This is a genomic window from Rahnella victoriana, assembly GCF_004330295.1.
Taxonomy (GTDB): domain Bacteria; phylum Pseudomonadota; class Gammaproteobacteria; order Enterobacterales; family Enterobacteriaceae; genus Rahnella; species Rahnella victoriana.
In genome coordinates this window covers 36158-60378 of sequence record NZ_SJOJ01000034.1, presented here as the reverse complement: position 1 = coordinate 60378, position 24221 = coordinate 36158, and the positions used below count along the sequence as shown (strand labels likewise).

The window sequence follows — 24221 nt, the reverse complement described above, 5'->3', positions numbered from 1 at the left end:
GTGCGTAAAGCGATTTTAACAATTATAAGTGGCAATTTCTTGTCCAAAATTCTTGGACTCGTCCGTGAGATGTTGGTAGCAGCATTGTTCGGCACAGGAAATGTTAATGCAGCCTATCGCGTTGCACAAACGGGAACTCTGGTTCCTATTAATTTCCTTACTGGTGATAGTTTAAGTTCGGCTTTTGTTCCACTTTATAAGAAATATAAACTAGACTCACATGATCGAGCTCAATCTTTAGTCTGGGGCTTAATGGGTCTATTTAGTTTGTTTTCAATTTTGCTTGTGTGTTTCTCTTTAACATATGCCGATAACTGGGCAGGTATATTGGCTCCGGGACTGAACCCCGGGGCCAGGGCATTGACTGTTCAAATGCTTATTGTGATGGCGCTGTGTATACCTTTTTATCTACTTTCTGCATTACTTAATTATATTAGCATGGCGAATGATGATTACGCGCCAATGTCGATACGTGCCTCTGCACAAAATTTAGGAATGCTGATTGGCGCACTGTTCTCTTTTTACCTGTCGAATCCAATCTATCTTGCGTGGGGTTTTACCGGTGGGTACATTATTTTTAGCTTATGGGCTTATCAGCGAGCTTTTATTCGTGGATTAATGGCTTTCCCGAGTAAATTCCAATGGGCATTAACCAAGTCGATAATAAATGAATTTTGGAAAACACTTAGGCCTCTTATTCTGCTGCCAATTATCCTACAGGGGAATATTGTTCTTGAGCGTTCCATTGCTTCTTTAATAAGCTTATCGGCAGTCTCCGCAATTGATTATGCAAAGTTTATTACAGAAACAATAATATTTTTATTGTCTGTCCCTGTAGCATTTGCTGGCCTTACCAGTTGGAGCGGTAAAACATCAGATGAGATGAAACCCGCATTGATAAAAATTTTTAAGGTACTGGCTTTTCTTTCAATACCGGCATCAATGTATTTGGGCATCTATGCGACATCTATTGTCCAGTTGCTCTTCTCCAGGGGGGATTTTAAGGCTGATTCCGTTATTGAGACCAGCAATATTCTAATAGGCATGTCTTTTGGTCTTTGGGGGCAAGTTATTGGTTATGTATTTATCAAAGCGCTAAATGCTCAATTCAAAAATAAATCAGTGCTGGGAATTATGCTGCTCTCACTTGCCGGCAATGCAGCAGTCAATGTTTTACTTTATCATTATCTTGGAGCATTAACTCTTGGGTTGGGCATTTCTGTTTACGGCATAATTATGTTGGTATGCACCCTTTGGGCTCTTAACATGCTGGCTTCAATCATTAATTTTGCAATTTATATGATCGTGGGGTCAGCCTGTTATTTCATTACAACAATCTATTTTAAATTTTTTGTGGGGAATGTGTTTGTGCATTTGCTGCTGAGCGGTGTTTTTATGGTGTTATTCTGGTCTTTATATCTTCTCGTCCTGAAAGACGTTCGCAGTTTTATAAAAGAAAAAGTCTTTGTAAAACTGAAATGATATTTGCCAAATAATTTCATTTGGATTTTTAAGCTAAGGATTGAACTTACAATGATTAGCAGTAATAACGATATAGTCTTGTTATCAACCGCTGACTGGGATAACCCTTTCTGGACTAATAAACAACATGTGGCTGTTGAACTTGCGCGCCGTGGTCATAAAGTGCTCTATATTGATTCCTTGGGGCTGAGAAAGCCGAGTGTAAGTAAAAGAGATATCAAACGTATAATAAGACGTTTGCTTAAAGCCATTAAACCACCTCGTAAAGTTCAGGAAAATATTTGGGTCTGGTCACCCATCACATTGCCATGGAATAACTATTCTCTGGTGAGGTTGTTTAATCGGGTTATGCTTAGTTGTGTCTTAAAATTATGGTGTAAAACGTTAGGGATTAAAGATGAACTCCTTTGGACCTATAATCCACTTACTACTGAACTCCTTGACGTTAAATCCTATCCTTTATCAATCTATCACTGCGTCGATGAAATTAAAGCACAACCAGGCATGCCAATCGATATCATCGAACGCGCCGAAAAGACACTTGTACAATCAGTTGACTATGTTTTCGCTACGTCACCGCGCCTGACCGAGACCCGTAAGGCCTGGAATGATAATGTATACTATTTTTCAAATGTATCTGATTATAATCACTTCTCAAAGGCTATGTTACCTGATTTGACTGTCCCTAAAGACCTGAAAAAATTGTCAGGCCCTGTGCTTGGGTTCATTGGTGCTATAAGTGGTTATAAACTGGATTTGACATTAATTAAACGGGTAGCATTATCTCATCCGGAATGGACTATTGCGTTAATTGGCGAGGTGGGGGAGGGAGATCCCTGGACAAATATCGATGAATTGAAGAATATTGAGAATATTTACTTCATGGGTCCTAAGAAGTATCAGGAGCTACCTGGGTATCTTAAAGGGTTTGATGTTGCTCTCTTACCAAACCAAATAAACGAATATACTGATTCAATGTTCCCTATGAAGTTTTTTGAGTATCTCTCTGCTGGTAAACCGGTAGTCAGTGTTGATTTAAAAGCTATTCGTGATTTCCATCATGTTGTGAAAATTGGCGAGACACCTGAGGCATTTATTACAGCAATAGAAGAAGTGCTTGCGGGTAATGTCGCCACCCTTGAGCAACGTCTAAATGTTGCGAAAGAATACACTTATCAAACGCGTACGGAAAAAATGTTTAACTTAATTAACGAAATAAAGGAATGATAATGAAAATAGCTATCGTTAATGAGTGGCTGACTGTCTATGCGGGTTCTGAGAAAGTATTAGAGCAATTAATTAAATGTTTTCCTGATGCAGATTTGTTTGCGGTTTGTGACTTTATTGAAGATAAAGATCGGAGTTTCTTAGCCAATAAACCAGTCACCACTTCGTTCATACAAAAGTTGCCATTTGCTAAAAAGAAGTACAGAAACTATTTGCCTTTAATGCCTCTTGCTATTGAACAACTTGATGTGTCTCAATACGATTTAATCATCTCCAGCTCGCATGCGGTGGCAAAAGGTGTCCTGACAGGACCTGATCAGGTTCATATTTCCTACGTCCATTCCCCTATCCGTTATGCTTGGGATTTACAGCACCAATATCTTCGGGAATCCGGGCTAAATCGGGGTTTGAAAGGCTTTGTCGCCAAATGGCTGTTACATAAAATGCGTATTTGGGATTGTCGTACTGCTAATGGTGTTGACCATTTCCTTTCAAACTCATCCTTTATCGGACGCAGAATTAAAAAAGTATATGGTCGTAGTACTCAGGTTGTTTATCCTCCTGTTGCTGTTCAAGACTTCACGCTTTCTACGGATAAGAAAGAATATTACCTGACCGCATCACGTATGGTTCCTTATAAGAAAATGGATCTCATTGTTGAAGCTTTCTCCAAAATGCCAGATAAAGAGTTGATTGTTATTGGTACTGGTCCAGATTTTGATAAAGTGAAGTCACTGGCAAAATCTAATGTCAAAATTTTAGGCTACCAATCATTTGAGAAACTAAAGGAATTAATGCAAGGTGCGAGAGCCTTTGTTTTCGCTGCCGAAGAAGATTTTGGGATAACACCTGTAGAAGCTCAGGCATGTGGTACTCCGGTGATTGCTTTTGGTAAAGGTGGAGCACTGGAAACGGTTAAAGATGGGATAACTGGTGTTTTCTTCGAACAACAAACCACCTCATCACTTATTGAAGCCGTCAATCGTTTTGAGAACCTGCCAACATTCGATCCTCAAATATGTCGTGAACATGCAGAGTCATTTTCAGAACAGGTATTCAGAGATAAGATTATGGCAATTGTTGATTCTGCAATGGATAAGAAAAAAGCAGAATACGACGTATAATTTATAGGACAATTATTATGAGCATTATTCCGGTGGTGATGGCTGGTGGTAACGGCACCCGATTGTGGCCACTTTCTCGCTCACTGCATCCAAAACAGTTTCTCAATGTCCATGATAAAGAAACCATGATGCAGGCAACGATAACCCGCTTAAGCGGATTGGATTGTGAGAAACCAATTGTCGTCTGTAACGAATTGCACCGCTTTCTGGTTGCAGAACAACTCCGTGAAATTGGCCAGTTAGCCAATAATATTATCCTTGAACCAGTCGGCCGTAATACTGCTCCGGCAATAGCATTAGCGGCACTTGTTTCATCATGTCAGGTAAAGGATTCAGATAACGAATCCCTACTCCTGGTACTGGCTGCAGATCATGTAATTAAAGATGTCCCTGCGTTTCACTCTTCCATTTTGAAAGCTGTTCCCTATGCCGAAGCTGGCGATATGGTAACGTTCGGGATAGTGCCAACGGGTCCCGAAACGGGCTACGGTTATATCCGCCGAGGTGAGAGCTCTGTAGGGGTAGAGAGAGGCGCTTCACATGCCTTTAAAGTAGACCAGTTTGTTGAAAAACCCGATCTTGCTACGGCTAATGAATATGTTGCCAGCGGAGAATATTACTGGAATAGCGGCATGTTTTTGTTTAAAGCAAGCCGCTATTTAGAAGAATTACAGAAATATCGTCCGGACATACTCAGTGCTTGTCAGGATGCGGTAGGTAATATTAATCCTGATTTGGATTTCATTCGTGTCAATCAGGCATTATTTTCTCAATGTCCTGAAGACTCGATTGATTATGCCGTCATGGAAAAAACTCAACGCGCTGTCGTCGTACCCATGGATGCTGGCTGGAGCGATGTGGGGTCCTGGTCATCTCTCTGGGAAATTAGTGAAAAAAATCAAGAGGGCAATGTCCATCATGGTGATGTGATTGCGCACAACAGCACCGACAATTATGTATTTGCAGAGTCTGCGCTGGTGACTACTGTCGGTATCAAAGATTTAGTCATTGTACAAACCAGAGATGCAATTTTGGTTGCAGAGCGTAACAGTGTGCAGCAAGTTAAAGCCATTGTTGATGAAATTAAAGCCTCAGGACGACAAGAGCATTACATCCATCGTGAAGTTTACAGACCATGGGGTAAATATGATTCGATCGATCAGGGCGAACGCTATCAGGTGAAGCGTATCACAGTGAAACCCGGTGAGGGATTGTCCTTACAGATGCACCATCATCGGGCTGAACATTGGGTTGTAGTTGCAGGTACGGCGCGAGTTAAAAAGGGCAATGAAGTCATTCTGCTTACTGAGAATGAATCGATATATATTCCGGTTGGGGAAGTACATAGTCTGGATAATCCAGGGAAAATACCTCTTGATCTGATAGAAATCAGATCTGGCAGTTATCTTGAAGAAGATGATGTTGTCCGACTAGAAGACCGTTATGGCCGCATCTGATATTAATATCATTATTAACAAAGATTACTTTACGTTTTGCCTTATATTAAGGGAATAATACTATGCCTGCTCAGCTAACCTGTTTTAAAGCTTATGATATTCGTGGGAAATTAGGTATCGATCTAAACACTGAGATAGCTTACAGAATAGGTCGTGCTTTCGGTGAGCATTTACATCCTGAAACCGTGGTGGTAGGCGCGGATGTGCGTTTGACAAGTGAGGAGCTCAAAGCAGCACTGTCTGATGGCTTGCGCGACGAAGGTGTCAATATTATTGATATCGGATTAAGCGGGACAGAAGAAATCTATTTCGCGACAGCCTATCTGGGTATCGATGGGGGTATTGAGGTGACAGCTAGCCATAATCCTATGGATTACAATGGGATGAAACTTGTTTCGCGGGATGCTAAACCGCTGAGTGGTGATACTGGCCTTAATGATATTCGACGGATTGCTGAAAAAAATAACTTCACGTCATCGGTTAATAAACGTCGTGGTAGTTATGAAAAGCGCTCATTACTCAAAGAGTACCTTGATCATATTCTGAGTTATATTGATTTCAAAAATCTGACTCCTTTGAAATTAGTGATTAATTCGGGTAATGGCGCAGCGGGTCCAGTTGTTGATGCTATAGAATCTCGTTTCAAGTCCGTTAATGCGCCAATAGAATTCATTAAAATTCACAACGAGCCTGATGGGAGTTTCCCGCATGGGATCCCCAATCCATTACTCCCTGAATGCCGTTCTGACACAGCCGATGCCGTGAAAAAGTACAATGCAGACTTTGGCATTGCGTTCGATGGTGATTTCGATAGATGTTTCTTTTTTGATGAAAATGGAAATTTCATAGAGGGATATTATATCGTCGGGCTTCTGGCTGCAGCCTTTCTTGAAAAAGACAAGGGAGCGCGGATTATTCATGATCCCCGCTTAACCTGGAACACACAGGATATTGTTAATCGCGCGGGTGGACAGCCTATTCTCTGCAAAACCGGACATGCTTTTATCAAAGAAAGAATGCGATCAGAGGATGCCATTTACGGCGGAGAAATGAGTGCACATCATTATTTTCGTGATTTCTCATATTGCGATAGCGGAATGATCCCATGGCTTCTTGTCGCTGAACTCGTATCTGTGAAAAAGCAATCTCTTGGTCAACTGGTTAATGACCGTTTAAATGCGTTTCCTGCTTCTGGTGAAATTAATATTACTCTTGACGAACCAGCCAAATCCATTAAAAAGGTACATGATCATTTCTGTTCTGGTGCCTTGAATCTGGATAAGACAGACGGGTTAAGTTTATCCTTTGCGGACTGGCGTTTTAATCTCAGAAGTTCAAACACAGAGCCTGTTGTCAGACTGAATGTTGAATCCCGCGGAAATGTTGATTTGATGAAAGAGAAAACTGCGGAAATCCTTGCCATACTGAAAAACTAATAAGGATTTCGCCTATAGCGAATCCATCATGTTGCGCCAATAATTGACGCAGTATATTTCTGAATGAGTCATGTCATGTCTAATATAAATGCCCGCCTGCGAAGTTCTTATGTGCAGATCTCACTGGCACTCTCGGACTTCGTTTTTTTCAATCTGTCCCTCTATTTCTCAGTGATGTTAATTGAGGCAGTTACGGGAAATATATATCGCTTCATTCCGCAAAAGGAAATGTCTGGCTTTTATCTGTCGCATTTTCTCCTCTCGCTTATCTGCATCGGCTGGTTTTGGGGGCGTCTGAGACATTACTCTTACCGTAAACCATTCTGGTTTGAGTTAAAGGAGACAATGCGGACTTTGCTGATATTTGCAGTGATTAACCTTGCCGTAGTAGGCTTTTCCAAATGGGGTATGTCGCGTTATGTCTGGGCTGTAACCTGGCTTCTGGCCATGATCCTTGTGCCGGTTGCTCGTCATGTAGTAAAAAAAATACTCAACAGAATGGGATTGTGGCAGAAGCAAACAATTATTATTGGTAACGGACCCAATGCATGCGATGCGTTCACAGCTTTGCAAAGTGAAGAGGTATTGGGATTTGATGTCGTCGCGTTTTATGCTGTTAACGACAACTCCGAAACGCATCTCATCAATATACCGATTTTGAAAGATGAAGCGGAATTGTGGTCCCTTATTGATAAGGATGAAACGCAATTTATCGTGGCTGTAGAATTTGATCAGCATGCTGTACGTGATTATTGGCTAAAAAACCTTGCGAAACATCATTGTCGCTCCGTTTCTGTCATTCCGACCCTAAGAGGGGTTCCTTTATACAGCACGGATATGTCGTTTATATTCAGTCACGATGTGATGATACTGCGTGTTAATTACAATCTAGTAAAACGCTCGTCCCGAGTAATGAAACGCCTCTTTGATATTGTCGGCTCACTTAGCATTATGTTGCTGCTTTCCCCGGTTTTGTTGACGTTGATATATCTTGTCTCCCGTGATGGTGGCAAACCTATTTATTCGCATCAACGGGTTGGGCGAAATGGTAAGAAATTCGGATGTCTTAAATTCCGTTCTATGGTTCTGAATTCTAAAGAGATCCTTGAAAACTTGCTGGCAAATGATCCGGAAGCCCGTGCTGAGTGGAACAAGGATTTTAAACTTAAAAATGATCCCCGTATCACAAAGATTGGACACTTCATCCGCAAAACCAGTCTTGATGAATTACCACAACTTTGGAACGTTCTTAAGGGTGAAATGAGCCTTGTTGGACCAAGACCAATCATAGAATCAGAACTGGAGCGTTATGAGGGCGAAGTCGATTATTATCTCATGGCAAAACCGGGTATGACGGGGTTGTGGCAAGTAAGTGGACGCAATGATGTGGATTACAGCGAGCGCGTTTATTTTGACGCGTGGTACGTTAAAAACTGGTCCATCTGGAATGACATCGCTATTCTTTTCAAGACGGTAAAAGTAGTCCTTAAGCGCGACGGGGCTTATTAAGCGTATAACTTAGCGCTCTTATGGTGATAAAAAACACAAGAATTGCTTTTAAAGCGTACTGTAGGTTAATCATTTTCTTAAAGTTCAATGTAGAGGTCGCTGAGTAACCCTTGAACCTGTTATTTTACAGTAACAGAAGATTCAACCTCAGTACCCGACAGCCAATGAAGCCGGCAGTGTCGATTCGAGGCTTGCGTCTATAATGTATAAAATGATGTGATTAAGCGAAAACCGGTTTGTGTGTTTCTGCAAACACAAGTAGGATGCACAAGATTCTGATTTCATAACTAACTGATTTTTAAAATCTATTGGTTTCAAGGAGTATCTTTTACAATGTTGAAAGCTGTTATCCCTGTTGCCGGCCTTGGTACGCGTATGCTGCCAGCCACTAAAGCGATTCCAAAAGAAATGTTGCCTATCGTTGATAAGCCATTGATTCAGTACATCGTTAACGAATGTGCTGCAGCGGGAATCAAAGAAATCATTCTTGTTACACACTCTTCCAAGAACGCAATTGAAAACCACTTCGATACCTCCTTCGAACTGGAAAGCATGCTAGAAACACGCGTTAAACGCCAGTTGCTGGAAGAAGTGCAATCTATCTGTCCTAAAGGCGTGACGATCATGAACGTTCGTCAGGGGCAGTCAAAAGGCCTGGGTCATGCTGTCCTGTGTGCGAAACCTTTAATCGGTAATTCGCCGTTCGCTGTCATCCTGCCTGACGTTCTGATGGATGAAGCATCCAGTGACCTGCGCAAAGACAATCTTGCCGCCATGCTTCGCCGCTTCAAAGAAACAGGCAACAGCCAGGTTATGGTTGAAGAAGTGCCTGAGAAAGATGTGTCTAAATACGGTGTAGTTGATGTGAATGGTGCTGAGGTTGAACCTGGCGAAAGTGCACCCATGACAGCAATTGTTGAGAAGCCTGAGCTGAAAGATGCGCCTTCCAACCTCGCCGTAGTTGGCCGTTACGTTCTGTCTGAAGCTATCTGGCCTCTGCTGGCTATCACACCTTACGGTGCAGGTAACGAAATTCAGCTGACAGATGCCATTGCTATGCTGATGAAAAAGCAAACCGTTGAAGCTTTCTCAATGACCGGGCGTTCACATGACTGTGGCGATAAACTGGGTTACATGAAAGCCTTTGTAGAGTACGGTCTGCGCCATCCAACTCAGGGTGAGGCTTTCTCTGAATGGCTGCAATCTAACTACGACTGCAAAGCATAAATAATGTCAGGCAAGATGTAGTTGAAGAATAAAACCGGGACCCCATGGGGCCCGGTTTTTTGTTTTAACAAAGCTCTTTTTAACCTGCATTTCTGCGATGTTACCGGTAAAGTGAAATCCGTTAGTGAGAATGGAAAGCAGCCAGCCACTGCCCCCGGGATCAGAATATTGTTATGGCTGCAATAGGTTCACCCTTTGCCATTCTCATGTACAATGCTTGTGTTCATTTGTATGGCTCAGTGCAGTTAAACTCACTGTTTACAGGGGTTTAGACTAAAATCTGGGCGATCAACTAATTCAGACAGGAGTTGCTAATGTCCAAACAACAGATCGGCGTAGTCGGTATGGCGGTAATGGGCCGTAACCTCGCGCTTAACATCGAAAGCCGTGGTTATTCCGTATCCATTTTTAACCGTTCCGGCGACAAGACTGATGAAGTCATCGCTGAAAATCCGGGTAAAAATCTGGTTCCGCACTACACCGTTGAAGAGTTTGTTGACTCGCTGGAAAAACCTCGTCGTATCTTGCTGATGGTGAAAGCCGGTGAAGCAACTGATAAAACCATCGCATCCCTGACTCCGCACCTGGATAAAGGCGACATCCTGATCGATGGCGGCAACACCTATTATAAAGACACCATTCGTCGTAACCGCGAACTGTCTGAACAAGGTTTCAACTTCATCGGTACCGGTGTTTCTGGTGGTGAAGAGGGCGCACTGAAAGGCCCATCCATCATGCCTGGCGGTCAGAAAGAAGCTTATGCACTGGTTGCACCGATCCTTGAGAAAATCGCAGCTCGTGCAGAAGATGGCGACGCTTGCGTGGCTTACATCGGGGCGGATGGCGCAGGTCACTACGTCAAGATGGTTCACAACGGCATCGAATACGGCGACATGCAGCTGATCGCAGAAGCCTATTCCCTGTTGAAACAGTCTCTGAACCTGAGCAACGAAGAGCTGGCTACCACCTTCGCTGACTGGAACAAAGGCGAGCTGAGCAGCTACCTGATCGACATCACCAAAGATATCTTCACCAAGAAAGATGAAGAAGGTAAATATCTGGTTGATGTGATCCTGGATGAAGCGGCGAACAAAGGCACCGGTAAATGGACCAGCCAGAGCTCACTGGATCTGGGTGAGCCACTGACCCTGATCACCGAGTCTGTTTTTGCCCGTTACCTGTCATCTCTGAAAGATCAGCGCGTCGCTGCTTCGAAAGTATTGTCTGGCCCGGCTGTTAAACCTTTCGCGGGTGACAAAGCTGAGTTCATTGAGAAAGTTCGTCGTGCACTGTATCTGGGTAAACTGGTCTCTTACGCACAAGGCTTCTCACAGCTTAAAGCAGCGTCAGACGAGAATAACTGGGACCTGAACTACGGTGAAATCGCGAAGATCTTCCGTGCTGGTTGTATCATCCGCGCTCAGTTCCTGCAGAAAATTACCGATGCCTACGCTGAGAATGCGTCTATCGCTAACCTGCTGCTGGCCCCGTACTTCAAAAATATCGCTGACGAATATCAGCAAGCGCTGCGTGATGTGGTGTCTTATGCCGTTCAGAACGGTATCCCGACACCAACCTTCTCTGCTGCGATCAACTACTATGACAGCTATCGTTCTGCGGTTCTGCCAGCCAACCTGATCCAGGCACAGCGTGACTATTTCGGTGCGCATACTTACAAACGCACTGACAAAGACGGCGTATTCCACACAGAATGGTTGGATTAATGCCCTGACCGGCGCGCACTTAGCGTGCCGGTTTTTAAGTCCGATACAAAAAAGCCGCCAATGCATCAGCAAAGGCGGCTTTTTTACGTCCGTAATCTGACGTTATTTCTTATGACGCTGACGCAGATTATCGATCACTGCACTGAGGTTCAGATCCTGATCCTGCAGTAATACCAGCAGGTGATAGACCAGATCTGAAGCTTCGTTTTTCAGTTCAAAACGGTCATTGACGGTAGCAGCCAGCGCGGTTTCCACGCCTTCTTCACCGACTTTTTGCGCGATGCGTTTGGTGCCACTGGCATACAGTTTGGCGGTATACGAGCTTTCCGGGTCGGCGGTTTTACGCGAGGCCAGCAGTTCTTCCAGCTGATATAAGAACGCCCAGTCGGTTTCGGCAGGGTGGAAGCAGCTGTTGTTGCCTTTGTGGCAGGTCGGTCCGACCGGATTGACCAGCACCAGCAAGGTATCGTTATCACAATCAGGCGTGATGCTGACGACGTTCAGGTAGTTTTCCGACGTTTCCCCTTTGGTCCACAGACGCGCTTTGGTGCGTGAATAGAATGTCACTTTACCGGAAGATTGGGTGACGCTCAGCGCTTCCTGGTTCATGTAACCAAGCATCAGCACTTCACCGGATACCGCGTGCTGGATGATGGCCGGCATCAGGTTGTCCACTTTTTCCCAGTCGAGCTGGTCGATTTGTTCACCGGTCAGCAGACCGGTTTTTCCTTCCTGATTACTCACAAGCGGATCTCCACGCCATTTTCGGCTAAATAGCTTTTCAGCTCGCCAATATTGATAATTTGTTTGTGGAACACGGAGGCGGCCAGTGCGCCGTCGACCCGCGCTTCGCGGAATGCATCGAGGAAATGCGGCATGGTGCCTGCGCCCCCCGAGGCGATCAGCGGAACATGACAGACTTCGCGGATCATCTTCAGTTGCTCAAGATCGTAACCGTTACGCACGCCGTCCTGATTCATCATGTTCAGCACTATTTCACCGGCGCCACGTTCCTGCACTTCTTTCACCCAGTCGATGGTCTGCCAGGTGGTGATTTTAGTGCGGGCCTCGTCGCCGGTAAACTGATGAACCTGATAAGTGCCGCTTTCGGCATCATGCCAGGTATCAATGCCCACCACGATACACTGTACACCATAGCGGTCGGCGAGACGGGTGATCAGTGTCGGATCCGCCAGTGCAGGGGAGTTAATGGAAATCTTGTCTGCGCCAAACTGCAAAATCTGGCTGGCGTCTTCAAGGCTTTTAATCCCGCCCGCCACACAGAAGGGGATATCAATGACTTCAGCCACACGCGAGACCCAGCTTTTGTCTACAACCCGGCCATCGCTTGACGCGGTAATGTCATAGAACACCAGTTCGTCAGCGCCTTCCTGCGCATAACGTTGCGCCAACGGCACGATGTCACCGATGATCTCGTGATTGCGGAACTGTACGCCTTTGACCACCTGGCCGTCTTTAACGTCGAGGCAGGGGATTATCCGTTTTGCCAGCATGAAATTGCCTCCGTCACATTAAATTTACCGTCGAGCAATGCACGCCCGACAATCACGCCTTCCACGCCGCTGTCACGCAATTGCGCGATATCTTCCAGCGAGCCGATACCGCCGGAAGCCTGAAACGCTACCTGCGGATAGCGGGCGGTCACTTCGCGATACAGTTCGACGTTGGAACCGGCCAGCGTACCGTCGCGGGAAATGTCCGTGCACAGCACATGTTTGAGACCGAACGGCAGATACTGTTCGACCACCTGTTCCAGCGTGGCATTGGAGTTTTCCTGCCAGCCGCTGATGGCGACATTTTTCGTGCCTTCAGCATCGATACGCACATCCAGCGCCAGCACCAGTGCGTCTGCGCCAAAACGGCTGAACCAGCCCTGCACGGTCGCCGGGTCTTTCACGGCAGTGGAACCGACGACGACGCGGGTCGCACCGGCATTCAGCAGGGCTTCTACATCCTGCTCACTGCGGATACCGCCACCTACCTGAACCGGCACAGAAACACCGGCCAGTAACGTGGTCAGTAACGGGATCTGGCGGGCGGCCGGATCCTTTGCACCGGTTAAATCGACAAGGTGCAGAACCTGCGCGCCTTGCTGCTGATAATCCTGTAAACGCGGCAGCGGATCATTGCCGTAGTCGCGTTGCTGACCGTAATCGCCCTGATGCAAACGCACCACGCTGCCTTCGATCAAATCCAAAGCGGGAATAATCATGCTGTTTACATCTCCAGAAAGTTTTTCAGCAACTGTGCGCCAGCGGCACCGGAACGCTCGGGATGAAACTGCACGCCGAAGAAGTTGTCTTTTTGAACGGCGGCGCTGAAGGGCTCGCCGTAAAGTGTCTGTGCGACCGTATTTTCGCATACCGGCATGGCAAATCCGTGGACGAAATAGAAGTAAGCATTTTCATCAATGCCGCGGAATAAATGGCTGTCGGCGTTGGCGATGACCTGATTCCAGCCCATATGCGGCAGAGGTAAACCCAGATCCTGCATACGCTGGACCGGCGTATCGATAATGCCCAGCGTATCGATGCCGCCATTTTCTTCACTCGACGACGCCAGCAACTGCATACCCAGACAAATCCCCAGCACCGGCTGGGTGCAGGCTTTGATCAGATCAATCAGCTCGCGTTGCTCAAGTTGTTCCATCGCGGCCTGAGCCGTGCCCACGCCCGGCAAAAATAACTTATCCGCCTGCAACACAATCTCCGGCTCACGACTTACCGTCGGCTCATAGCCCAGACGCTGAACCGCATATTTAACGGAAGAGAGGTTGGCGCAGCCGGTATCAAGGATAACGACATTCATCACAGCACTCCTTTCGAGCTCGGCAGGGTGTTGCCATCGACGCGGATCGCCTGACGCAGCGTGCGTCCGAAAGCTTTGAACAGGCTTTCAACACGGTGGTGATCGTTTTTGCCCTTGGTTCGCAAGTGCAGGGTACAGGCCATCGCGTAAGACAGGGAACGGAAGAAGTGCTCAACCATTTCTGTGCTCAGGTCACCGACGCGCTGATAGTTAAATTCCGCTTTGTACTCGAGGTGCGGACGCCCGGAGATATCCAGCGCGCAACGGGCCAGACATTCATCCATTGGCAGCACGAAGCCGAAACGGCCGATGCCGCGTTTATCGCCCAGCGCCTTATTCAGGGCTTCGCCCAGCGCCAGCGCGGTATCTTCTACCGTGTGGTGATCGTCGATATAAAGATCGCCTTTCACTTCGATGTTCATGCGAAAACCGCCGTGTGTGGCGATCTGATCGAGCATGTGGTCAAAGAAGCCGACACCGGTGCGGATTTTGCTTTCGCCTTCGCGATCCAGCCAGACATCGACATCAATTGCCGTTTCGCGGGTAACGCGGTTCACTTTTGCGTGACGGTCACGTTTGGTCAGCTGTTCCGCAATGCTGGCCCAGTTCAGCGTATCGCGCTGATAGCGCAGCCCGGCGATACCCATATTGGCGGCAAGCTGGATATCGGTATCCCGGTCACCAATCACGTAGCTGTTTGCCGTGTCCAGCACGCCGCTTTCCAGATAGCCCGCCACCAGTTTGGTTTTAGGTTTACGGCAATCACAGTGATCGGCAGGCAGGTGCGGACAAATCAGCACGTCATCAAAAACGATGCCCTGAGACGTCAGGATCTGCATCATCAGGTTGTGCGGCGGGTCGAAAGTGTCCTGCGGGAAACTGGCGGTGCCCAGCCCGTCCTGATTGGTGATCATCACCAGTTTAAAGCCTGCATTCTGCAAGGCTAACAGGGCCGGAATGACGCCCGGCTCGAGGGCCAGTTTGTCCAGACGATCGACCTGGAAATCTTCCGGCGGCTCAGAAATCAGGGTACCGTCGCGGTCGATAAACAGTGTTTTTTGCAATAACGGACTCTGGCTCACATGTGCTCCTTGCGGGGGCTATTTTGATTATCATTAAGGGTCGTGGCGATAGCGCCCGGTAACGGTTGCAGCGCAGTGATTACACGTTGCAGCTCTTCCCGTGTACCGATAGTAATACGCAGGCAGCCGGAAAGCCCCGGTTGCTTGTTCTGGTCACGCAGGATAATGCCCTGATCCCAGAGGTTTTTAAAGACGGCGCTGGATGCGCTGAAGCGGGCGAGCACATAGTTGGTGTCGCTGGCGAAGGCTTCTTCGACACAGGCGCATGTTTCCAACTCTGCAATCAGCCATTCGCGGTTGTTCGTGACTTCCGCCACGCGCTGACGCATCACGGCCAGTCCTTCCGGGCTGAGTGCCTGTGCGGCAATATCCGCGACCGGAGTGGATAAAGGATAAGGCGCGATCACCTTCATTAATAAACCAATCAGCTCGCTGTTCGCCAGCGTGAACCCGCAACGCAAACCGGCCAGCGCGAAGGCTTTAGACAGCGTGCGCAGAACGGCCAGATGTGGATATTCCTGCAACCAGCCGGACACCGTCGCCTGCGGGCAGAATTCAATATAGGCCTCGTCGACGGCGACAATGGCGCGACCGCGGGTCATCTCCAGCACGGCACGTATTTCATCCGGATCGATGATATTGCCGGTCGGGTTATTCGGACTGCACACGTAAACCAGTTTCACGCCATCCAGTGCGGCTTCAATCGCCGGAAGATCCAGAGACCAGTCCGCTTTCGCCGCAACGGTGCGGCCTTCCACGCCGATGGTTTCGGCGCTGACGCTGTACATGCCGTACGTCGGCGGGCAATAAAGGATGGCGTCTTTGCCCGGCTCGCAGAACGCGCGGATCAGCAGTTCAATGCCTTCATCTGCGCCACGGCTGACCAGAACCTGTTCCGGATCGACACCGGCGTAGGCCGCGTAACGGTTGATGACCAGCGCAGGCTGACATTCCGGATAGCGGTTAAAGGTCTGTTGTGTCAGTTCGAACTGAGGTGCCAGGGCATATTCGTTGGCATTCAGCCAGACATCACCGTTGCCGCCGAGACGGCGTGCGGACTGATAAGGTGTCAGTTCCTGTACATTCTTACGTGCCAGCGCCTGAACGCTGAGGTTTTTTGCATCGCTCATCAACGTTGCTCCTTTAAAGCATTCACGCGCAAAGTTACGGCATTTTTGTGTGCGGTCAGTTGCTCTGCCTGTGCCAGCGTTTCAATGGTGGTGGCTAGACCCAGCAAACCTTCCGGTGTTAACTGCTGAACGGTCATACGTTTCTGGAAATCAGCCAGCCCGAGACTGGAACAGGTCGCGGTATAACCGTATGTCGGCAGAACGTGGTTGGTGCCGGAGGCGTAATCCCCCGCCGATTCCGGTGACCAGTCACCGAGAAAGACCGAACCGGCGCTGGTGATGCTGTCTACTAACTGCTCCGGCTCGCGGGTTTGCAGAATCAGGTGTTCCGGGCCATACGCATTGCTGATTTCGATACATTGCGCGATGTCCTTCGCCACAATCAGTCGGCTGCTTGCCAGCGCCTGACGGGCAATCTCACTGCGGGATAATGTCTGCAACTGGCGCTCGACGGCTTCGCCGACCGCCTGAGCCATTTTCAGATCCGGCGTCAGTAAAATAACCTGCGAATCCGGGCCGTGTTCTGCCTGCGAAAGTAAATCAGATGCCACAAAGTCAGGCGTCGCGCCGCTGTCGGCGATCACCAGCACTTCCGACGGACCGGCAGGCATGTCGATCGCCGCGCCATCAAGACTCTGGCTGACCTGACGTTTCGCTTCCGTCACGTACGCATTACCCGGTCCGAAGATTTTCGCCACGCGCGGTACGGTTTCAGTGCCGAAGGCCAGAGCGGCAATCGCCTGCGCGCCGCCGAGCTGATACACCTCTTCCACACCGCAAAGTTGCGCGGCATACAGAATTTCATCGGCAATCGGTGGCGGTGAACACAGCACCACTTTCTGACATCCGGCGATGCGTGCCGGGGTGGCCAGCATTAATACGGTTGACACCAGCGGTGCCGAACCGCCCGGAATATACAACCCGACGGACTGAATAGGGCGGGTGAGCTGCTGACAGCGGACGCCCGGCTGGGTTTCAATATCCACCACCGCCAGTTTTTGTGCCTGATGGAACGTGTCGATGTTACGCACTGCGTGCGCCATCGCCTGTTTCACCTCTTCACCTAAACGCGCTGACGCGGCCCCGATTTGCTGTGCGGTGACACGCAGATCCTGAACGTCAGTCTTATCAAAGCGGGCGCAGAATTCGCGCAGCGCACTGTCACCTTCACTGCGCACGCGGCGCAGAATTTCACTGACAGATTCGGTAATACGATCAGAGGCTGACATCGCCGGGCGGGTCAGCAGGTCGCGACGTTGTTGTTCATCGCATTGTTGCCAGTCAATCGGGGTCGTGAACGCGTCAGGCTTCATGGCATTACTCCATCATTTTTTCGATTGGCAGAACCAGAATGGAGCTGGCGCCCAGCGCTTTCAGTTTCTCCATTGTTTCCCAGAACAGGGTTTCGCTGCTGACCATGTGCATCGCCACGCGTTGCTGATCGCCTGCCAGCGGCAGAATGGTCGGACGTTCCGCGCCCGGCAGCAGGGCAATGATTTCGTCCAGACGCTCACTTGGCGCGTGCAACATAATGTATTTGGATTCGCGGGCCTGAATCACGCCCTGAATACGGGTCATCATTTTGTCGATCAGCAGTTGTTTCTCTTGCGGCATTTCACCGTCGCGCTGGATCAGACAGGCTTTGGAGCGGTAAATCACTTCGACTTCGCGCAGGCCATTGGCTTCCAGCGTGGCACCGGTGGACACCAGGTCACAAATGGCGTCTGACAAACCGGCGCGCGGCGCGACTTCGACCGAACCGTTCAGCAGGCAGGATTTAAAATCGACGCCTTTCTTATCGAGGTATTGCTTGAGCAGGTGAGGGTAGGAGGTGGCGATACGGGCATTTTGCAGGCTCTGCGGACCGGTGTAATCGGTGTCCAGCGGTGTGGCCAGCGACAGACGACAGCCGCCGAAATCCAGACGACGCAGGGTGAAGTAACGCGGATCTTCGCCCTGAGCGCGGCGGCTCAGCAACTCTTCTTCCAGCACGTTTTCACCAATGATGCCCAGATCGACCACGCCATCCATGACCAGCCCCGGGATATCGTCATCACGCACGCGCAAAATGTCGATCGGCATGTTCTCTGCGAAGGCGATCAGGCGCTGTTCCTGCAGGTTGATTTTAATCCCGCAGCGGGCGAGCAGTTCGCGTGATTCATCGCTCAGGCGACCAGACTTCTGCATTGCTATCCGTAAACGTGTTTTATCCAGCATGATGACCTCAGTTTCTTAATTATTTATCGTAAAATCGTAAAATCGTGAATTTCTAATTTCTTATCTTCAATCCGTCAGGCCAAAAAAAAGCCCCCGGAAGTAATCTTCCGGGGGCTATCTCTGCGTTCTGCGCCACTGGAAGATCTAAACAGTCTCCCAGCACCAATCGCCTGAAAGACTAGTCAGGGTGATGGTGATGATGGTGGTTAATCAGAACGTTTGTCATGTCAGTGTCTCTGTGCGTTTATTCAGGTGCCGCGAGATTCAGTATTGAATCATTCGCCACACGCATCAAATTCATTGCCAATAAAACTAAACTATCGGGCGGCCGCAGCGCAACCTTTTTTTCCGATGATGAGTTTTTCTTATCCGCAGCGGTAGTTTCATCGTAATCATGAATGATCTGTTAACAGACGCAAAGAAAACCTTACGCAGACGGGGCGGGGAAAACGCCGCGTTTGCTAGTATAAAGGAAGAGAGAGCAGCAACTGGCGCAGTGATGCCAAATGCCACTGAACAAACGGAGTGACGTATGAAGAAGGTTTCGATTATCGGTCTGGGCTGGCTGGGAATGCCACTGGCAATGGCGCTGGCGTCGAGAGGATATGACGTCGTGGGCAGTAAAACGACCCTGGATGGTGTGGATGCGGCGCGAATGGTGGGCATCGAATGTTTTCCGCTGGTATTCACGCCTGAAATGGAATGCGAAGCGGAAGATCTCGATCGTCTGCTCAACGTTGATGCGCTGATCATCACCTTACCGGCGCGGAGAACGGTCGAAGGCAGCGAACTTTACTTTCAGGCGGTCCAGATGTTAACCGACAGCGCGCTGGCGCATAACGTCAAACGCATCATCTTCACCAGTTCGACCTCTGTTTATGGCGAGGCGGAAGGGGTGGTCCGTGAAGACGCGGTTCTTGAACCGGTCACGGCCAGCGGAAAAGTGCTGAAAGAGCTGGAAAACTGGTTCCATGATTTGCCGAACACATCCGTGGATGTGTTGCGGCTGGCGGGACTGGTTGGCGGCGATCGCCATCCGGGTCGCTTTATGGCCGGTAAGACAGATGTGAAGGATGGGGCGCATGGCGTCAACCTGGTGCATCAGGACGACGTGGTGGCAGCAATAACCTTATTGCTGAGCCTGCCCAAAGGCGGGCACACCTATAACCTTTGCGCGCCTGCTCACCCGGCCAAAGCCGACTTTTATCCTGCGCTGGCCAGGCAGATGGGGCTGCAACCCCCAACCTTTGCTGAACAGACTTCAGCAGGTAAAGGAAAAGTCGTGGATGGCGAGCGGATCTGCAAAGAACTCGGCTTCGAATACCAGTACCCTGATCCGCAAGCTATGCCTTTTTAGTCGCTAAACGCGGTTTAAATAATAATATGTTATGACCTGCCGGAAATTCCGGCAGGTGTTCAAAATGTGACGGATTAATGTTCAGTAACTAACCGCTTCATTTTGAGAGCAAGGTTTTGCGCGGCCAAATGCCCCTTATTTATTCTCATGCCATTAATTAGCCTGCTTAATGACGTTCCGTTTCTTCCGGTCATTCTCTTATACGCTTAATAAGCAGAGTTAAAGATGCGTTTTATTCGCTTTTTTGGGGATGAAAGTGGCGGTGGATGCTGCATCAGTAATAAAATTCCTAATCCTGCGCTTTTTATTTGCCATTGAGCGGTATAAACCACTTTTTTAAGCACAATCATTAAAGTTTTCCTGAAGAGTTGCCGATAGGTTTGTACGGCAACAGTCCGCCGTTCCATCATTTCTTCTTATCAATCTAGTCGACAGACTGGATGACGTCCCGTGTTTGATCACAAATTGTTACAATCATTGTCTTTTTGCTTTTGAAACCGCGTGGTTGCTCACGGATTCAAAACAATCTGCGCTTATTTTAACCAAAATTATCTCAGACTACTCCCCGACAGCCCGCAGCATGACTGGGTTGCGCATAATTAGCACAATGATCATGCTATTCTAAATTTCCAGCACAAAACCCTGCCTGAACTATCATTAATTGCTGCGTGTGCTAATCATTTGGCTTTAGATGGACTTTGTACAAAATGATCTAAAAATGGCTAAAAAACGCAGTTTGTGAGGAGTTTTTTAGACGGTTTTTTACTTTTGGCTTAAAAGTGCGCAAATTTTTACGATAAATTGCACTTTTAGAGACAAAATAAATTTATAAAGTGTGATGCGTGTCACACTTTATTCAAAATTCGGCAACGGTAAGATTGTATGTATAAAGGAAACGGGGTTAGAGTTGCGTCGTAGTAAGATTATTCCTAATAATGTATGTAAAAGCGTTTCACTGAATGAGACGTCATCACAGCAACGGACCCTGCCAGTACATAAAAACTGAAGTGTTTTTCGATTACTTAGCAGTGCAATTGTCACAATTAATTTAGTTTACATCAGGAACAACTTTGTATTGGCGGTGAAGTAAATACCGCGGGATAAATCTTTTTTCATCGTGAGATTTATTAATCAGCCAATGATCCAATTGTTTTGATAGTAAAAAATACTCCTGTCACGCCGGGTAAAACTCTTGCTGCATGGAATATGTCTATCAATCAGCCGCCTTTAAAAAAGCGGCATCGGTAATGGGGTAGAACAGAATGTCCGAATTGCTTAAGCACATATATGATATCAACCTGTCATATTTACTGTTGGCACAGCGTTTGATTAACGACGAGAAAGCCTCAGCGATGTTTCGTCTGGGGATTGATGACGTAATGGCAGACACCCTCGGCCAGCTCACGCTGCCGCAGATGGTGAAGTTAGCTGAAACGAACCAGCTTTTGTGTCAGTTCCGCTTTGATGACAGCAAGACAATTGAACGCTTGACGCAGGAATCGCGTGTGGATGACTTACAACAAATCCATACCGGCATCCTGTTGTCCAGTCACCTGCTGAAAGGCCTCGCTGCGAAAGACAGCGGCGTGATGAAGAAAAGGGCGTAGCTATGTCTGGTAGAGATGCGTCAACCAAACCGGCAGAAAAAAGTATTGTTCAGGAAGCACGGGACATTCAGCTGGCGATGGAACTGATTACGCTGGGTGCCAGATTGCAGATGCTGGAAAGCGAAACGCAACTGAGTCGTGGCCGGCTGATCAAACTGTACAAAGAATTGCGCGGAAGCCCTCCGCCGAAAGGAATGTTGCCCTTTTCCACTGACTGGTTCATGACATGGGAACAAAACATTCATTCCTCGATGTTTTACAATGCGTACTCTTTCCTGTTGAAGAGCGGCCATTGTAACGGCGTGGAAGCGGTGATTAAGGCCTACCGTTTATATCTGGAACAATGTCCTGAACAACCGGGTGAAGCGCCGATCCTCGCGCTGACTCGTGCCTGGACATTGGTACGGTTTGTCGACAGCGGCATGTTGCAACTTTCCGCCTGTAACTGCTGTGACGGTTCATTTATCACCCATGCACACCAGCCCCGTCATGGGTTTGTTTGCAGTCTTTGCCAGCCCCCATCCCGAGCAGTAAAAAAACGTAAACTTTCCCCGCAGGTTGCCGATATAACATCTCAAGAGCTGGACGAACAGGTCAAGCGCGCAGTTTGAGATAGTTGGGTTGCAGTAAGTCGTTCTGAGCGGTGGCTACCACCGCTCATCATTTCTCCCCCGAACATCTCAGTCATTCTCTGGCACCTTTTATGCACGATCCTGCTGCAAGGTCTGTCAGACACATGGCGCGCGTTTTACCTCGCCCTAAAACCACATCGAATTAAGGATTCATCGTGCTAGTGATAATAGGTTACATCGTGGTAATGGGCTCAGTCTTCGGCGGTTTCATGCTCGTCGGCGGTGAACTGGGCGCGTTATACCAACCCGCAGAATTACTCATCATCGGCGGTGCCGGTATCGGTGCCTTCTTTGTCGGTAACAACGGCAAAGCGATCAAATCCACTATGCGCGCGTTGCCGCAGCTGTTCCGCGCGTCGAAATATAACAAAGCGTTGTACATGGATCTGATGGCGCTGCTGTACCGCTTACTCGCCAAATCACGCCAGCAGGGGATGCTGTCGCTGGAAAATGACATCGACAATCCGGCTGAAAGCGACATTTTCGCTAATTATCCGCGCATCCTTGCCGATAAACATTTAGTCGAATATCTGACGGACTATCTGCGTCTGATGGTCAGCGGCAACATGAATGCGTTCGAAATCGAAGCACTGATGGACGAGGAAATCGAAACCTACGAGCACGAAAGTGAAGTGCCTGCCAACAGCCTGGCGCTGGTCGGTGACTCACTTCCGGCCTTCGGTATCGTGGCCGCGGTGATGGGGATCGTACACACCCTGGCCGCCGCAGACCGCCCGGCAGCAGAACTGGGGGCATTGATTGCTCACGCAATGGTCGGGACCTTCCTCGGTATCCTTCTGGCTTACGGCTTTATCTCTCCGCTGGCCAGCGTACTGCGCCAGAAGAGTGCTGAAAACGCCAAAATGATGCAGTGCATCAAGGTGACATTACTGTCGAGCATCAACGGTTATGCGCCACAAATCGCCGTCGAGTTTGGCCGTAAAACCTTGTACACCTCTGAGCGACCTTCCTTTATTGAACTGGAGGAGCATGTTCGCCAGGTCAAGTCGCCGGGTCAGAAACAAACTGAAGAAGAAAAAGTATGAAGCATCAAAGCCATCCAATCGTTGTTGTTCGTAAGAAAAAAGGTAAACACGGCGGAGGGCATCACGGCGGGTCGTGGAAGATTGCTTACGCTGACTTTATGACAGCGATGATGGCTTTCTTCCTGGTGATGTGGCTGATTTCCATCTCCAGCCCTAAAGAACTGGTGCAAATTGCCGAATACTTCCGTACGCCCCTTGCGGTGGCGATCACCGGCGGGCCGCGCAGCAGCGATGCCACCAGCCCGATCCCGGGCGGCGGCGAAGACCCGACGGTGCAGGACGGCGAAGTGCACAAAATGGATCAGTCACAAGGCGAAAGCCGTCGCGAAGCCGGTGACTTGCAAAGATTACAACAGAAACTGGAAGACATGCTGGCATCCGATCCGCGGCTGAAAGATTTACGCCCGCATCTGATGATTAACCTGACTGAGCAGGGTTTGCGTATTCAGATTATTGATAGCAAAAACCGCCCGATGTTCCAGCTTGGCAGTGCGATTGTTGAACCGTACATGCGCGATATCCTCCGGGCGATTGCGCCGGTTCTCGATGATTTCCCGAATAAAGTCAGTCTGGCAGGTCATACCGACGACATGCCGTATGCCACCGGTGAACGCGGCTACAGCAACTGGGAGTTGTCCACAGACCGCGCCAACGCGTCACGTCGCGAGATGATGATCGGCGGCCTGAGCGAAGGGAAAATCCTGCGCGTGATGGGCATGGGATCCTCGATGCAACTGAAAAACCATCCGGCAGGCGACGCCATTAACCGTCGTATCAGTATTTTAGTCCTGAACAAACACGCCGAAGAAGCGATTGAACGGGAAAACAGTGAGGGCGAGGCGATCACGATCAGTGACGCGGGCGAGCTGCAAAGACAAGTACAAGGCACACGTACAGTGCCGGCATTAGCACCACAAATGAGTCCGGCTCCGGCCGCCCCGGCGTTAGCGCCACAGGCAAGTCCGGCACCGGCAGCACCAGAAAACGCACCATCAATACCCGGGATTGAGACGCAGACGCCAGTGACACCATCGGCAGGCGCTCAACCTGCGACGGCAGCTCCGGCTGTCGCGGCAGGCACGGCACCTGCGACACATTAACAAGCCGCGATTCACAGCAGAGGTGATCACGTGAG

The 24221-nt window shown here is 48.7% G+C and carries 22 protein-coding genes and 1 other annotated feature; of the genes, 13 read left to right on the top strand and 9 right to left on the bottom strand.

All coding sequences use genetic code 11. The annotated features are described in order from the left end of the window. The 8 genes from murJ to gndA all read left to right on the top strand — a co-directional run. A partial coding sequence (gene murJ, locus EYY67_RS22180) for a murein biosynthesis integral membrane protein MurJ (protein WP_131694402.1) occupies positions 1-1482 on the top strand: 1482 nt, incomplete at its 5' end. Positions 1483-1533: 51 nt separating this feature from the next. Continuing rightward, positions 1534-2709 (top strand): glycosyltransferase, encoded by a 1176-nt coding sequence (locus tag EYY67_RS22175; RefSeq protein WP_131694401.1) that lies wholly within the window; start codon positions 1534-1536, stop codon positions 2707-2709. A gap of 2 nt (positions 2710-2711) precedes the next feature. Then, positions 2712-3833: a glycosyltransferase family 4 protein gene (locus EYY67_RS22170; protein ID WP_131694400.1), complete on the top strand. Its 1122-nt coding sequence runs from the start codon at positions 2712-2714 to the stop codon at positions 3831-3833. 17 nt (positions 3834-3850) lie between these two features. Beyond that, positions 3851-5290, top strand: coding sequence for a mannose-1-phosphate guanylyltransferase/mannose-6-phosphate isomerase (locus EYY67_RS22165; RefSeq protein ID WP_131694399.1), 1440 nt, complete (start codon positions 3851-3853; stop codon positions 5288-5290). Positions 5291-5352: 62 nt separating this feature from the next. Beyond that, complete coding sequence (cpsG, locus tag EYY67_RS22160; RefSeq protein ID WP_131694398.1) at positions 5353-6726, top strand: phosphomannomutase CpsG; 1374 nt, start codon at positions 5353-5355, stop codon at positions 6724-6726. Between the two features lie 75 nt (positions 6727-6801). Further along, positions 6802-8235 (top strand): undecaprenyl-phosphate galactose phosphotransferase WbaP, encoded by a 1434-nt coding sequence (gene wbaP, locus EYY67_RS22155; protein WP_131694397.1) that lies wholly within the window; start codon positions 6802-6804, stop codon positions 8233-8235. Between the two features lie 333 nt (positions 8236-8568). Then, a complete protein-coding gene (gene galU, locus EYY67_RS22150; RefSeq protein WP_119822383.1) occupies positions 8569-9462 on the top strand; it encodes a UTP--glucose-1-phosphate uridylyltransferase GalU in 894 nt (297 codons plus the stop codon). A 314-nt stretch (positions 9463-9776) separates the two neighbouring features. Further along, complete coding sequence (gene gndA, locus EYY67_RS22145; protein ID WP_095922354.1) at positions 9777-11186, top strand: NADP-dependent phosphogluconate dehydrogenase; 1410 nt, start codon at positions 9777-9779, stop codon at positions 11184-11186. A 102-nt stretch (positions 11187-11288) separates the two neighbouring features. On the opposite strand, the gene hisIE is transcribed toward gndA, so the two are convergent. The 8 genes from hisIE to hisG are packed head-to-tail and all read right to left on the bottom strand — an operon-like array spanning position 11289 to position 18444. Further along, positions 11289-11903 (bottom strand): bifunctional phosphoribosyl-AMP cyclohydrolase/phosphoribosyl-ATP diphosphatase HisIE, encoded by a 615-nt coding sequence (hisIE, locus tag EYY67_RS22140; protein WP_131694404.1) that lies wholly within the window; start codon positions 11901-11903, stop codon positions 11289-11291. A gap of 23 nt (positions 11904-11926) precedes the next feature. Continuing rightward, positions 11927-12700, bottom strand: a complete 774-nt coding sequence (hisF, locus tag EYY67_RS22135; protein WP_095922350.1) for an imidazole glycerol phosphate synthase subunit HisF — start codon at positions 12698-12700, stop codon at positions 11927-11929. Then, on the bottom strand, positions 12682-13419 hold the full coding sequence (gene hisA, locus EYY67_RS22130; protein WP_095922349.1) for a 1-(5-phosphoribosyl)-5-[(5-phosphoribosylamino)methylideneamino]imidazole-4-carboxamide isomerase: 738 nt from the start codon (positions 13417-13419) through the stop codon (positions 12682-12684). The genes hisF and hisA overlap by 19 nt, the downstream gene beginning before the upstream one ends. Positions 13420-13424: 5 nt before the next feature. Then, complete coding sequence (gene hisH, locus EYY67_RS22125) at positions 13425-14015, bottom strand: imidazole glycerol phosphate synthase subunit HisH (RefSeq protein ID WP_095922348.1); 591 nt, start codon at positions 14013-14015, stop codon at positions 13425-13427. Further along, positions 14015-15079 (bottom strand): bifunctional histidinol-phosphatase/imidazoleglycerol-phosphate dehydratase HisB, encoded by a 1065-nt coding sequence (gene hisB, locus EYY67_RS22120; protein ID WP_229921109.1) that lies wholly within the window; start codon positions 15077-15079, stop codon positions 14015-14017. The genes hisH and hisB overlap by 1 nt, the downstream gene beginning before the upstream one ends. 14 nt (positions 15080-15093) lie before the next feature. After that, positions 15094-16227 carry a histidinol-phosphate transaminase gene (hisC, locus tag EYY67_RS22115; protein ID WP_119822387.1) on the bottom strand — a complete coding sequence of 378 codons (1134 nt, stop codon included), beginning with the start codon at positions 16225-16227 and terminating at the stop codon, positions 15094-15096. After that, positions 16227-17540 (bottom strand): histidinol dehydrogenase, encoded by a 1314-nt coding sequence (hisD, locus tag EYY67_RS22110; RefSeq protein ID WP_119822388.1) that lies wholly within the window; start codon positions 17538-17540, stop codon positions 16227-16229. The genes hisC and hisD overlap by 1 nt, the downstream gene beginning before the upstream one ends. 4 nt (positions 17541-17544) lie before the next feature. Beyond that, complete coding sequence (gene hisG, locus EYY67_RS22105) at positions 17545-18444, bottom strand: ATP phosphoribosyltransferase (protein ID WP_095922344.1); 900 nt, start codon at positions 18442-18444, stop codon at positions 17545-17547. Between the two features lie 81 nt (positions 18445-18525). Continuing rightward, positions 18526-18647: a sequence feature (His leader region), on the bottom strand. Positions 18648-18976: 329 nt separating this feature from the next. Between hisG and EYY67_RS22100 the strand changes: the two genes are divergently transcribed. Next, positions 18977-19801, top strand: a complete 825-nt coding sequence (locus tag EYY67_RS22100; RefSeq protein ID WP_095922343.1) for an SDR family oxidoreductase — start codon at positions 18977-18979, stop codon at positions 19799-19801. A gap of 206 nt (positions 19802-20007) precedes the next feature. On the opposite strand, the gene EYY67_RS24555 is transcribed toward EYY67_RS22100, so the two are convergent. Beyond that, positions 20008-20151 carry a hypothetical protein gene (locus EYY67_RS24555; RefSeq protein WP_165497994.1) on the bottom strand — a complete coding sequence of 48 codons (144 nt, stop codon included), beginning with the start codon at positions 20149-20151 and terminating at the stop codon, positions 20008-20010. A gap of 912 nt (positions 20152-21063) precedes the next feature. Here EYY67_RS24555 and flhD point away from each other — a divergent pair. The 4 genes from flhD (at position 21064) to motB (ending at position 24186) form a co-directional block, all read left to right on the top strand. After that, a complete protein-coding gene (gene flhD / locus EYY67_RS22095; RefSeq protein WP_095922342.1) occupies positions 21064-21408 on the top strand; it encodes a flagellar transcriptional regulator FlhD in 345 nt (114 codons plus the stop codon). Positions 21409-21410: 2 nt separating this feature from the next. Further along, complete coding sequence (gene flhC / locus EYY67_RS22090) at positions 21411-22019, top strand: flagellar transcriptional regulator FlhC (protein WP_095922341.1); 609 nt, start codon at positions 21411-21413, stop codon at positions 22017-22019. A 176-nt stretch (positions 22020-22195) separates the two neighbouring features. After that, complete coding sequence (gene motA / locus EYY67_RS22085; RefSeq protein ID WP_095922340.1) at positions 22196-23086, top strand: flagellar motor stator protein MotA; 891 nt, start codon at positions 22196-22198, stop codon at positions 23084-23086. Further along, entirely contained in the window at positions 23083-24186 is a 1104-nt protein-coding gene (gene motB, locus EYY67_RS22080) for a flagellar motor protein MotB (RefSeq protein ID WP_131694396.1), read from the top strand. The genes motA and motB overlap by 4 nt, the downstream gene beginning before the upstream one ends. Positions 24187-24221 lie beyond the last annotated feature (35 nt).